Below are 13207 nucleotides of genomic sequence, written 5' to 3' on the forward strand. Positions count from 1 at the left end.
CCGCTATTGCCATCTTGTTGCCGTATCGAAGTCTCTCAGTCTCTCAGTTTCTCAATAAAGTAAACTGTTTCCAGTTTACTTGCGTCGACAAGCGCATTTCTCTTAAAGAGAGCGAACGCGGTGAACGCTTAGATTTAAAACTCCATGTGTGGCCACAGCACCCACTGGTCATTATAGCTTTAGTAGGCCTGAGTAGTATTTTGTTTTCCACCGACAGGGCACGTGAGCTGGCCTCACCCTCATCATGAGTATTTGGAGGGATAAAGTCACCTGAGTTGGAAAACCACCCACTTTTATTGAGGTGAAGCTGACTATTGTTTTGATTGACCATATCGATGGAATCCAGCTCTATGTGTGCTCCTTCCATATTTAAGACTAAAACCGGCACAACAAGTCCGTACTCAGCATGTTTTTTATACCAAGCTTGCCGTTTGTCGACGTCATCTAAATGATTTATGCCAGGACATTTGGAAGGTTGTTTGGCAAACCAGCTGCCATTGTGAGTATCGACGTTGATAGGGGAAGGGTTTATTGATGAGCTATTGTCCACCATATATCTTGCGATGGCTTTAACATGATAGGGAAGTCCACCCATCTTGCGTTTCAACAAAGATAGATTTTTAATTTCACTGTGAGCGAGTGCGATGAGCTCTCTTTCGTACAAGGCAGTACATATTTCATTAAACTGGGGCTGGCTACCGCCGAGTTCTCCCGCTTCACTAAAAAAGCCAGCTTGGGTGTTGAAAGTAGAGTGGGGAAGTTTGTCGCTTGCAGCCATTCAGGTTTACGTATCACTAACTATCGTTCACTAACCCTAGCAAGATTCGACGTTTGATGCCATCACGATGTCGTTTAATGTCTTCATGATAAAAAGACGGCATAAAAAAGCCGCTCATTGGAGCGGCATTTTTATGATACAAGGACGCGAATTACTGACCTTTAATTTCGCTGCGACCTTTATAAACGGCTTTATCGCCAAGCGCTTCTTCAATGCGAAGTAGCTGGTTGTACTTAGCAACACGGTCAGAACGGCATAGTGAACCCGTTTTGATTTGGCCTGCGGCTGTACCTACAGCAAGGTCTGCAATTGTGGCATCTTCAGTTTCACCAGAGCGGTGAGAGATAACCGCAGTAAAGCCTGCGTCTTTTGCCATCTTAATTGCGTTAAGCGTTTCTGTTAGTGAACCGATTTGGTTGAACTTGATAAGGATTGAGTTACCAATGCCGTTATCAATACCGCGCTTAAGAATTTTAGTGTTAGTTACAAACAAGTCGTCACCAACAAGCTGTACTTTGTCACCAATTTTCTTAGTTAGACTTGCCCAGCCGTCCCAGTCGCTTTCATCTAGGCCGTCTTCAATTGACACAATAGGGTACTGTGAAGAAAGGTCAGCAAGATAGTCGCCAAACGCTTCTGAATCGAAGCTCTTGTCTTCGCCAGAAAGTACGTATTTACCTTCTTTGTAGAATTCAGACGCCGCACAGTCTAGAGCAAGCGTGATGTCTTCATTCATTTTATAGCCAGCATTTTCAACTGCTTCTACGATTACTGCTAGTGCTTCAGCGTTAGAGCTAAGGTTAGGCGCAAAACCACCTTCGTCGCCAACTGCCGTGTTAAGGCCTTTAGCAGAAAGTACTTTCTTAAGGGCGTGGAAGATTTCTGCACCCATACGTAGTGCTTCTTTAAAGCTCTTCGCGCCAACTGGCTGTACCATGAACTCTTGAATGTCTACGTTGTTGTCAGCGTGCTCACCACCGTTGATGATGTTCATCATAGGTACTGGCATTGAGTATTGACCAGATGTACCGTTTAGGTCTGCAATGTGCTCGTAAAGGGCTACGCCTTTTTCAGCGGCCGCTGCTTTTGCTACTGCAAGTGACACAGCAAGAATAGCGTTTGCACCCAATGTTTCTTTGTTCTCTGTGCCATCAAGGTCAATCATGATGCCGTCGATGTCAGATTGTGCTAGTGCATCTTTGCCGATAAGTGCTGGCGCGATGGTATCGTTAACTGCTGCAACTGCCTTTGTTACGCCTTTACCTAGGTAACGAGACTTGTCGCCGTCGCGTAGTTCTAGTGCTTCGCGGCTACCAGTAGAGGCACCAGAAGGTGCTGCAGCACGGCCCATAACGCCAGACTCAAGATATACATCTGCTTCTACTGTTGGATTACCACGAGAATCTAAGATCTCGCGTCCGATAATGCGACTAATTTTCGCCATGTTTTTTCCTCAACAATTGATTGGGGCGCAACGGGAGAGAGCGCCCCTTTATTAGAAATTAGTGATTTTCTTTCTGGTATTTGCCAGCCGCAGCTACAAAACCAGTAAATAATGGGTGTCCATCCCGAGGGGTTGAAGTGAACTCAGGGTGGAATTGGCCCGCAATGAACCATGGATGATCAGGGATTTCGACAACTTCTACAAGTCGCTTATCAGTGGACAAACCACTTACTTTTAAACCCGCAGCTTCAATTTGGTCACGCAAATTGTTATTGACTTCGTAACGATGGCGGTGACGTTCGTAAATTTCAGCACAGCCATACATTTCGTGTACTTTGGTGCCTTCAATAAGGTGGCAAAGTTGGCTGCCTAGGCGCATTGTGCCGCCAAGGTCTGACTTTTCTGTACGGGTTTCGGTAGTACCTGCCGCGTCCAGCCATTCTGTAATAAGGCCCACTACTGGGTATGGTGTTTCAGCATCAAACTCAGTACTGTTCGCGTTTTCCATGCCTGCAACGTTACGCGCATACTCAATTAGAGCAACCTGCATACCCAGGCAAATACCAAGGTAGGGTACTTTGTTTTCGCGCGCATAACGTGCAGCGGCAATTTTGCCTTCTATGCCGCGTTCACCAAAGCCACCCGGTACTAGAATGGCATCCAGTTTTTCTAAAATCTGAGTACCTTTGCTTTCTACATCTTGTGAATCTACATAGTGGATGTTCACAGTCAGACGGTTTTTAAGGCCTGCGTGCTTCAGCGCTTCGTTAACTGACTTATAGGCGTCTGGTAACTCAACATATTTACCTACCATACCGATGTTTACTTCGGCTGTTGGGTTAGACTCTGCATACAGCACTTGTTCCCATTCAGATAGGTCTGCTTCTTTACAGTCAAGACCAAAACGGTCTACTACTAGCTGATCCATACCTTGTGCTTTAAGCGCCGCTGGAATACGGTAGATGCTGTCTACGTCTTTCAGTGAGATAACCGCTTTGTCAGCAACATTAGTGAAAAGTGCAATTTTAGAACGCTCGCTGGCGGGCAGCGCGCCCACTGAGCGACATACTAAAATGTCTGGCTGAATACCAATAGAGCGAAGCTCTTTTACAGAGTGCTGAGTAGGCTTAGTTTTTACTTCACCTGATGCAGGCATATAAGGCACTAACGTTAAGTGCATAAACATCGCACGTTCGCGGCCTACTTCAGTACCTAGCTGACGAATAGCTTCTAAGAACGGTTGTGATTCGATATCACCTACCGTACCGCCTACCTCTACAATAGCCACATCATGACCTTCAGCACCTTCAATTACGCGGCGCTTAATTTCATTAGTAATGTGAGGAATAACCTGAATAGTTGCACCAAGGTAATCACCTCGACGTTCACGCTTCAATACTTCTTCATATACGCGACCGGTAGTGAAGTTGTTGCGTTTAGTCATGCGGGTGCGAATAAAACGCTCGTAGTGACCAAGATCAAGGTCGGTCTCAGCGCCGTCATCAGTAACAAATACTTCACCATGCTGAATAGGGCTCATAGTGCCTGGGTCGACGTTGATGTATGGGTCGAGTTTTAACATGGTTACGGTGAGACCGCGAGCTTCAAGAATTGCGGCCAACGATGCTGCAGCAATACCTTTACCTAGCGATGAAACTACACCACCTGTGACGAAAATATAATTTGTCATGCGAAACCTAGAACGTTTGGGTTGTATGGTAAATATAGGCTGAGTTTAGAACAAAACCAGCTACACTTTGGACGGGGCGATAGTATACGCAAAATCATGTGGGCAGACAATCAATTTGCCCACATGATGCACAATTTGTATGCGCTTAGGATTGGCTTAAGCGTTTTAATGTGTAGATAAGATCAAGAGCTTGGCGAGGTGATAGTTCATCCGGCGCTAAGTTCTCTAGGGCTTCTATAACTGGATGGGGCTTATCAGGGAACAGCATTTCGGCTTGACCGACGACAGTGTGACCGACGACAGTAGATCCCTTGGATTTAGCAGAGGTACTCTTACCAGGTTTTTTCGCCTCATCGCTACTCATTATGTGCGACGACTCAAGAATAGCGAGTTTTTGCTGCGCTGCTTTTATTACAGGTTTAGGTACCCCGGCTAATTGTGCAACTTGTAAACCAAAGCTCTTACTGGCCGCGCCTTCTGATACCGTGTGCATAAAGCGAATGGTATCTTCGTGCTCTATGGCATCAAGATGCACGTTTACCACGCCGGGTTGCGAATCTGGTAATTCAGTAAGTTCGAAATAGTGCGTAGCAAATAGCGTGTATGCGTTTAGCTGCTTCGCTAGATAACTGGCACACGCCCACGCCAATGATAAGCCATCGTACGTACTGGTTCCGCGGCCAATCTCATCCATTAATACTAGTGAGTGCTCTGTGGCATTATTTAAGATATTCGCGGTTTCTGTCATTTCCACCATAAAGGTTGAACGTCCAGACGCCAAATCGTCAGAGGCGCCAATGCGGGTGAAAATACGGTCTATCTTTCCAATATGCGCATTTTCAGCGGGCACAAAACTGCCGATACAGGCCAGTAATGCAATGAGCGCCGTTTGACGCATGTACGTTGATTTACCGCCCATATTAGGACCGGTGATAACTAGCATTCGTCGTGTGTGGTTAAGCACAAGCGGGTTAGCAATGAACGGGTCCTTCATGACGTTTTCGACAACAGGATGACGACCTGCATCATAAGTTAGCGCGCATTCGTGACTTAACTGCGGACGGTGCCAGTCAAGCGAGAGCGCACGCTCTGCAAAACAACATAGCACATCAAGTTTTGCCAACGCCGATGCAGTTTCAATCAGGTTATTAAGATAAGGTGCGAAGTTATCAAACAACGCCTCGTAAAGCTGCTTTTCAAGTGCAAGCGCTGCGCCTTGGCTGCTAAGTACCTTGTCTTCGTGCTCTTTTAACTCGGGCGTAATGTAGCGCTCGGTATTTTTTAAGGTTTGTCTGCGAATATACTCTGCTGGCGCTAAGGCGCTATTTGCTCGGCTTATTTCAATGAAGAAACCGTGCACTTTGTTGTAGCCCACTTTAAGGGTAGAAATTCCAGTGCGCTCGCGTTCTCGCTGCTCCATAGCATCTAAGTAGTCGGTCGCACCTTGCGAGAGTTTGCGTAACTCATCAAGTTCAGCGTTGTACCCTTCAGCAATGACGCCACCATCGCGGATGACCACAGGTGGGTTGTCGATGATGGCTTCGTTCAATAACGCCTGAAGTTCAGGATAAGTGCCAATGGTTTCGCTGATGCTTTTTACTTGCCCTGTCTCGAAACGGCCAAGGGCATCTTGCAAATCAGGAAGTGCGTTAAACGCGTTTTTCAAACGCGCAAAATCTCGAGGACGAGCTGAGCGAAGCGCCAAACGCGCCATAATGCGTTCTATATCACCAATATGTTTCAGGGCACCGCGAATGTCTTCTGGGTCATCGTTAATAAAGGTCTCTACTGCATCCAAGCGACTATGAAGTTCGTGCTGGTCAGTAAGCGGTGAATGGATTATTCGCTGTAACATACGGCTACCCATGGCCGTAGTGGTGGTATCCATAACGCTAAATAAGGTGTTTTCCTGACCCCCAGATAAATTGTGAGTAAGCTCTAGGTTTCTACGTGTGGCGGCGTCAAGCTGTACTCGGCTGTCTTGCTGCTCGGTTTGAATACGGCGAATGTGCGGTAACGCCGTACGCTGGGTATCTTTTACATATTGTAAAACACAGCCTGCGGCACCTAAGCCTTTAGTGACTCCTTTGATACCAAAACCGTCGAGGGTCTTTGTTTCAAACTGCGCATTTAGCTGCTCGTTAGCCGTGTCTATATCAAATTCCCACTCTGGGCGACGGCGAAGCCCTTTGCGGTTTTCAATAAGCGCTAGGCTCTCAAACCCTTCAGGATAGAGCAACTCGGCGGGATTTACTCGCTGGATTTCGGCAAGAAGTCCTTCATCGCTGTCACTTTCGAAAATCACAAAGCGTCCGCTGGTAACATCAAGGGTAGCAAGGCCGTAGTGCATGCTGTGGCCGCACACCGCCGCTAGAATATTATCGCGACGTTCTTCTAATAGTGCTTCATCGGTGACTGTGCCAGGCGTGACAATACGTTGAACGGCGCGCTCAACAGGGCCCTTACTGGTTGCTGGGTCGCCTACTTGCTCACAAATAGCAACAGATTCGCCCATTTTAACAAGTCGAGATAAGTAACTTTCAACCGCGTGATAGGGCACACCCGCCATAGGAATAGGCTCACCGCCTGACTTACCTCGAGCGGTTAAAGAAATATCCAACAGCTCGGCAGCTTTTTTGGCATCGTCATAAAACAACTCGTAAAAGTCACCCATGCGATAAAACAATAAAATATTCGGATGCTGCGCCTTAATAGTAAGGTATTGGCGCATCATGGGAGTATGTGATTCCAAAAAAAGCCTCTGTAATTTTGTTGCTGGGTTTAATGCCTGTTGAAGGGAATAAATGATAAACTCACGGCCATTAAGATCAAGCACGGATCTTATAAAGCACATGCTTATAAAGAACAACCTTGCAAAGCGCAAACTTATAAAAGCACAACAGGTGTAATCAGGTATAACGTTATGAATTCGACATTTTCAACTGAATCTAATGCAAACGCTAGCCCTTTACAGCTTGATAGCGCATTAACTGCACAAGTATTGGCGCTAGGCGACGTGTTAAGGGAAAAAAAGTGGACGGTCTCTACAGCAGAGTCGTGCACAGGGGGCGGGGTTGCCTTTGCGTTTACAAGCGTTGCTGGCAGTTCAGATTGGTTTAATCAGTCGTGGGTGACCTATTCTAATGAAGCAAAGCAGCGCGAGCTTGGCGTCACTTTGCAAACACTTGAGCAATATGGTGCGGTATCAGAGCAAACCGTAAAAGAAATGGCGCTAGGCGTGTGTGGTAAAAGTGGTGCACAGCTAGCGGTAACGGTTAGCGGAATAGCCGGGCCGGGGGGCGGTAGTGATGAAAAGCCGGTAGGCACCGTTTGGTTTGGCTTTGTTTGCGGTGATAGCACAGCACAGATAAAGCAGGTGTTTAGTGGCGATCGTGACCAGGTGCGAAGTGCGGCAATTTCCTTTGCCATAACCCATTTGATAAAAATGTTGAGTGAAAAATAAAAACACTGGTTGAAACTGTATGCTTGTACAGTATAGAATGCACATATCATTTGGTAGTGTTATTGATAACAACGCTACTTAATACAGAATTTAACCGCTAATCCTAGAGGATAATGACGTGGACGATAATAAATCAAAAGCTTTAACCGCCGCAGTTGGCCAAATTGAAAAGCAATTTGGTAAAGGTGCAATCATGCGCTTGGGCGACAACCAAGCCATGGATATTGAAGCTATTTCAACGGGCTCACTTACCATCGATATTGCGTTGGGTATAGGCGGTTTGCCATGTGGTCGTGTTGTAGAAATTTATGGTCCAGAGTCATCAGGTAAAACAACGCTAACGCTTCAGGTTATCGCTGAAGCACAGAAGAAAGGCAAAACTTGTGCGTTCGTTGATGCCGAGCATGCGCTTGACCCTGTGTATGCCGAAAAACTTGGCGTAAACATTGATGAGCTGCTTGTATCTCAGCCTGATACGGGTGAGCAAGCGCTAGAAATTTGCGACATGCTAGTACGCTCAGGCGCGGTAGATGTGGTTATTGTTGACTCGGTAGCGGCACTTACACCGAAAGCAGAAATTGAAGGCGACATGGGTGATTCTCACGTTGGTCTTCAGGCACGTCTTATGTCGCAAGCACTGCGTAAGCTAACGGCAAACATTAAACGTTCAAACACACTATGTATCTTCATCAACCAAATTCGTATGAAGATTGGTGTTATGTTTGGTAACCCAGAAACCACCACTGGTGGTAACGCGCTTAAATTCTACTCGTCTGTTCGTCTAGATATCCGCCGTATTGGTGCGGTTAAAGAAGGCGACGAGGTAGTGGGTAACGAAACTCGCGTTAAGGTTGTGAAGAACAAAGTCGCGCCTCCGTTTAAACAAGCAGAATTTATGATCCGTTACGGCGAAGGTATCAGTAAAGAAGCTGAACTTATCGACCTAGGCGTTAAGCAAAAGTTAGTTGATAAAGCGGGCGCATGGTATAGCTACAAGGGCGATCGCATTGGTCAGGGTAAAGCGAACGTAATGAAGTTCCTTAAAGAGAACCCTGAAATTGCCAACGAAATTGAAACTAAGATTCGTCAGGAATTATTACTTTCTAAGACGATGAAAGCAGAAGAAGCAATTCCTCAGCAAGAAGATGATGTGTTGCCAGAATAACAAGTAGCGCTCATATAATTATAATTAAGAAGCCCACCGTTTAGGTGGGTTTTTTTATGTGTACGATTTTGTGGAAATCAATCGCGAGCACAACATATTTGTTAACACTTCTTTTTCTTTAGAAGCTTGTGCAATCAACAAAAAGTAGGGATGCTGTAATAAAAATAAAATTGCAAAGACTACCTAAGCAATGTTTAAGCAAAGTTCTCACTGACTTAGTGGGCATATTGCTTGTTCTATCAATAAATAACGAAAAAGCTAAAAATTAGGTTTAAAAGAGGGAAGGGAAATGATTGAAATATCAGGTCTCGCAAAGCGTTTTGAGGTAGAAAACCCCAAAAAGCTAAGTGAGCAAGAGAAGAAGGATCCGCGATTAAAGGGGCGCTATTTTCAGTCTGTAAGAGACGTTTCTTTTACATGTGAAAAAGGCCAAGTGCTTGGGCTTTTAGGGCCAAATGGGGCTGGTAAAACAACAACGCTTCGCATGCTATCGACCGCGCTTAAGCCAGACAGCGGTAAAGTGTTAATTGGCGGTGAAGACGTGTTAGCTAACCCTAATATTGCTCGCAAGAAAATTGGTTTCTTGTCAAGCTCTACCGGTTTGTACGGGCGCTTGAGTGGCCGTGAAAATATTAGCTACTTTGGCGAACTGCACGGTATCTCAAAAGACGTGATAAACGCGCGTATTGAAGAGATGGCAGACTTACTTGATATGCAAAGCTTCTTAGATAGACGTGCGGAAAACTTCTCGTCTGGTATGAAGCAAAAAGTGTCTATTGCTCGCGCTGTCATCCACGAGCCTGCGCTGGTAGTACTTGATGAGCCTACTACGGGTTTGGATATCATGGCAACGAGCACGGTGATGGAATTTATTCAGCGTCTCAAAGACAAAGGCACCCCAGTTATTTTTTCTACTCACCACCTTGACGAAGTACAAACTCTTTGTGACAAAGTCACTGTTATTAACCAAGGTGAAACGGTATTTAACGACACTTTATCAGCCTTTAGTGACTTGTCTGGTGGACAGATGCACAAGAGCTTCTTAAAAACACTATCTATGGATACTGAGGAGATGAGCAATGTGGTTAATCTTTAAGAAGGAATTTAAAGAGCTCCTGCGCGATAAAAAAACCATTATCTTTATGATTGGTCTTCCGCTCTTGTTGTTTCCAGCAATTTTTGGTGTGGCGTTCTTCTTTATGAGCTCAGCCGCCGATAAAGCTGAGAACAAAGTGCTGAAATACGCCATTGTTGGTGAAGCTTATGCCCCTGCTATTGTACAGTCGTTTAATGATGCTTCAGACAAGTTTGAATCAGTATCCATTGGCAATGAAACAGACTATGCGAAGCTTATCAAAAACGAGACGTTAGACTTTGTGTTAGTGATTCCAGAGACGTTTAACAGTGACGTTCTTCAATCAGGACAGCATAAAATACAGCTGTATTTGAATGATGCTGGGCTCAATAAGGTGATGGGACGTGTATCAGACATTGTTGATGAATTCTCTGATGCTTACCAACAAACAGCATTTTCTCAGTTGGGTCTTAACGAAACGCAACAAACAGCCTTGCTGAAGCCCATTGAAATTGAAAAGCAAAATGTGGCTGACGACCGAGAGGTATGGGGTGAGCGCTTAGGCGGCATGTTACCTTACTTTATCTTTATCTTATGCTTGCAAGGGGCAATGGCGCCAGCAGCAGATTTAGGTGCAGGTGAAAAGGAGCGAGGCACGCTTGAAACACTGCTTATATCTCCTATGGATCGTCATAAACTGGTATTGGGTAAGTTTATTACCATTGCCACGGCAGGGATTATTACGGCGCTTATCACAGTGTCATCCATGGCCTTGTGGGGGCTGGTGCTGTCCCAAGGTATGGCCGTAGAGTTTGTCGTAAAAATCATGTCGATGATTGGTCTTGTGGATTTCTTACTTATTTTCTTGATGCTGGTACCTGTTGTGGCTGTGTTTGCTGCGGTTTTATTGTCGCTGTCAATCTATGCGCGCTCGTTTAAAGAAGCACAAAGCTACATGGGCTCATTAATTATGGTGGTAATTTTTCCAGTAATTATTGCCATGATGCCCGGCGTAGAGCTGAAAGGCGGATGGGTTTGGGTGCCATTAACCAACGTTGCATTAGCAATGAAGGAATTGTTTAAAGGTACAATGGACTACTTTGCGTTGTTTGGTATTTTTACCTCAACAGCGGTGATTGCGGCGGGTCTAATAATGTTCTGTATTCACTGGTTCAACAAAGAGAAAGTACTATTTAGATAATGTTTATTGTTTGACTATGACGTTGAACACATTAATGCGATAAATAAAAAACCGTTTGGTACTTGTACTAAACGGTTTTTTTAATAGTACTATTTTGGATAAGTTAGGATAAAACTCGCACCACCTAAATCGCTAGGAACTACGCTTGCCGTGCCTTTGTGCCAACTTTGGATCCGCTGCACAATCGCCAGGCCCAATCCTGCACCACCCGAGTAGCGAACGCGACTATTGTCGGGTCGATAAAAGGGTTCAAATATGCGCTCTGCTAAGTCTTCAGAGACACCGTCTCCGTCATCACACACTGAAATGCTAATAGTATTTGTATTTGTCCGAATTCGTATAGACACCTTACTATGTGCATGTCGAATGGCGTTAGTAAGTAAGTTAGACACCGCCCGCTCGACAAAGTGGCCATCGCCACGCATTACAACGTTTTCTCCCTGTACAGCCAATGACTTACCCGTTGTCAAAGCAAGACGTTCAACTAGGTTTTCGCATAACTCTTTGATGGGAATATCAGAGATGCTGAGTTCAGGTGTGATGGCATCGTACTGTGTATAGTCGAGCATCTCTTGCACGAGGCCTTCTAGTTCGTCGATATCGGCAAGGATCCCGTCGAATGCTTCACTATTTGGATGAGGATTCATCTCCAGTGCAAATTTTAGTCTTGCAATCGGTGTTCTAAATTCATGTGCGACGGCACCGGTTAGTTCTCGTTGATCGCGAAGCAAACTGTGTACGCGATCGCTTAGTAAATTTAGCCGATTAGCAATGGGCTGCATGATAGAACGTTTTTTAAGTGAAATAGAAAAGCGCTCTGTTTCTTGACCTAAATGGCTTACTTCACGAGTTATATGAGAGAGATCTCGCCATAAAGGCCAAAGCCATACCGCCATTGCTAAGCCAAGCAAAACGAGGAAAACAAACAGATAAACAATGAGATAGGGAGTGGATACTTTTTCGTAGGGCAGTGTAAGCGCAATGAATTCCTCGTTCCCAATTGGCGCATAGATATATTTGGCCTTTTCATCGAATAAAGTAATGACGTGTTTTTCGGAAAATGCATCACGTTCGTTAGACGACCAGCCAATAGAATCTATCGGCTTTATTTCATAGTCCACACCAATGCTATCAAGTCGTTCAATAAGTGATGTTCTGTCTGAAACAACAAGTGGTAGTACAGACTCTAAAATATGGGTTTCTCTCGTTTTTTCATGGTTTTCGTTGGGTAATACGATCTCTAATGTACTACTTATAAGTACAAGTGCGATGGCGACAAAAAGATAAAAGCTTACAAATAGACGGGTCATTACTCGTTCCAAGCATCACTGACAAAAAAGAAACCCTTACCCCAAATTGTCTTAATGCGATAAGGGTTTTGAGGGTCGTCAGATAGCTTTTTTCTTAGGCGTGATACGCGCACATCAGCGGACCTATCAAGTCCATCATATTCTCGACCAATAAGTTCTCTATACAGAGTCGTTCGGTCTACGACCTGCGAGGCATTGTTAGCAAGGAGGCAAAGTAAATCGAATTCGTGACTGGTTAGCGTAACGACGTTACCGGCAAGTGTTACTCGACGCGATGTTTTATCAATAGAAAGCGAACCAAAATTTAAGACATCGCTTTTGCTATCTTGTGGAAGTGTAGACATTGTCCGTCGAAGCAATGCATTGAGCCGCGCTAAAAGCACGCGGGGTTCTACGGGTTTGACGACATAATCATCTGCACCTAGTTCAAGACCTATCACCTGATCAAAGTCTTCGTTTTTGGCGGTCATAAAGAGTAACGGGCCCGTATAGAATTGTCGTAGTTGGTTGCACAAGGCGAAGCCATCTTCACCGGGTAACATAACGTCAAGTATGACAATGTCTGGCCTTACCGACTTAACCAATTCCACAAGGCCTTCACCGCAGGCCAGTCGCGAAACGCTAAAGCCATTGCGCTGGAGATACTCAACAACTAATGAGGCTAAACGCTCGTCATCTTCAACCAAAACTAACTTTTTCATTAGAATATACTCCACGGATTTCTAACACGCCGTCGATGTGTAGAGGCTTGTCGGTACTTTACTTTAAGTAATACAGAGGGAGTTTTTTTGTTGTCTTCATTAACAAGAGTGAGTGTAGAGTCCGCGTCTAACTCTACGTTAAGCTCTGTGGGGAGCTGGTTGGGTAACCAGCACCCTAAAACCTGTTCATTCATGTGCAAGCAGTGCTCGTGTGAACTTAGTTCAGGGTAGGTCAATGTGATAGGCAAAACGCAAATATCACCTTTTTGAGTTGCTATGCATTCATTTGGGAATACGGAAAATGAGGTAGGATTTTGCTCTGTAGCGAAAACTGGCAACCACAGTAGTGAGAAAGTGACAAACAGTGAAATACGCATTAC

At 45.1% G+C, this 13207-nt stretch carries 11 protein-coding genes; 4 read left to right on the forward strand and 7 right to left on the reverse strand.

What is annotated here, in order from left to right; translation table 11 throughout:
• Positions 1 to 43 precede the first annotated feature (43 nt).
• The 4 genes from OZ660_RS04545 to mutS all read right to left on the reverse strand — a co-directional run bounded on the left by OZ660_RS04545 (position 44) and on the right by mutS (position 6646).
• Entirely contained in the window at positions 44 to 778 is a 735-nt protein-coding gene (locus tag OZ660_RS04545; RefSeq protein WP_274742723.1) for a hypothetical protein, read from the reverse strand.
• Positions 779 to 929: 151 nt separating this feature from the next.
• Positions 930 to 2222, reverse strand: a complete 1293-nt coding sequence (eno, locus tag OZ660_RS04550) for a phosphopyruvate hydratase (protein ID WP_274742724.1) — start codon at positions 2220 to 2222, stop codon at positions 930 to 932.
• A 58-nt stretch (positions 2223 to 2280) separates the two neighbouring features.
• Positions 2281 to 3912: a CTP synthase gene (locus tag OZ660_RS04555; RefSeq protein ID WP_274742725.1), complete on the reverse strand. Its 1632-nt coding sequence runs from the start codon at positions 3910 to 3912 to the stop codon at positions 2281 to 2283.
• 145 nt (positions 3913 to 4057) lie between these two features.
• Positions 4058 to 6646, reverse strand: a complete 2589-nt coding sequence (gene mutS / locus OZ660_RS04560; protein ID WP_274743429.1) for a DNA mismatch repair protein MutS — start codon at positions 6644 to 6646, stop codon at positions 4058 to 4060.
• A gap of 189 nt (positions 6647 to 6835) precedes the next feature.
• Between mutS and OZ660_RS04565 the strand changes: the two genes are divergently transcribed.
• The 4 genes from OZ660_RS04565 (at position 6836) to OZ660_RS04580 (ending at position 10816) form a co-directional block, all read left to right on the forward strand.
• Positions 6836 to 7375, forward strand: a complete 540-nt coding sequence (locus OZ660_RS04565; RefSeq protein WP_202264038.1) for a CinA family protein — start codon at positions 6836 to 6838, stop codon at positions 7373 to 7375.
• A 118-nt stretch (positions 7376 to 7493) separates the two neighbouring features.
• Complete coding sequence (gene recA, locus OZ660_RS04570; RefSeq protein ID WP_202264039.1) at positions 7494 to 8540, forward strand: recombinase RecA; 1047 nt, start codon at positions 7494 to 7496, stop codon at positions 8538 to 8540.
• Positions 8541 to 8829: 289 nt separating this feature from the next.
• Positions 8830 to 9636: an ATP-binding cassette domain-containing protein gene (locus tag OZ660_RS04575; protein WP_159623751.1), complete on the forward strand. Its 807-nt coding sequence runs from the start codon at positions 8830 to 8832 to the stop codon at positions 9634 to 9636.
• Positions 9620 to 10816: an ABC transporter permease gene (locus OZ660_RS04580; protein WP_159623749.1), complete on the forward strand. Its 1197-nt coding sequence runs from the start codon at positions 9620 to 9622 to the stop codon at positions 10814 to 10816. Before OZ660_RS04575 ends, OZ660_RS04580 begins: the two co-directional genes overlap by 17 nt.
• An 89-nt stretch (positions 10817 to 10905) precedes the next feature.
• On the opposite strand, the gene OZ660_RS04585 is transcribed toward OZ660_RS04580, so the two are convergent.
• Genes OZ660_RS04585 through OZ660_RS04595 form a run of 3 tightly spaced genes read right to left on the reverse strand, consistent with a single transcriptional unit; the run spans position 10906 to position 13204 of the window.
• A complete protein-coding gene (locus OZ660_RS04585) occupies positions 10906 to 12126 on the reverse strand; it encodes an ATP-binding protein (RefSeq protein WP_274742726.1) in 1221 nt (406 codons plus the stop codon).
• Positions 12126 to 12827: a response regulator gene (locus OZ660_RS04590; RefSeq protein ID WP_274742727.1), complete on the reverse strand. Its 702-nt coding sequence runs from the start codon at positions 12825 to 12827 to the stop codon at positions 12126 to 12128. Before OZ660_RS04590 ends, OZ660_RS04585 begins: the two co-directional genes overlap by 1 nt.
• The gene (locus tag OZ660_RS04595; protein WP_274742728.1) at positions 12827 to 13204 is read right to left on the reverse strand and encodes a DUF3019 domain-containing protein; all 378 of its coding nucleotides are present in this window, start codon (positions 13202 to 13204) and stop codon (positions 12827 to 12829) included. Before OZ660_RS04595 ends, OZ660_RS04590 begins: the two co-directional genes overlap by 1 nt.
• Positions 13205 to 13207 lie beyond the last annotated feature (3 nt).

The organism is Alteromonas sp. 009811495, from assembly GCF_028865455.1.
Classification (GTDB): Bacteria; Pseudomonadota; Gammaproteobacteria; order Enterobacterales; family Alteromonadaceae; genus Alteromonas.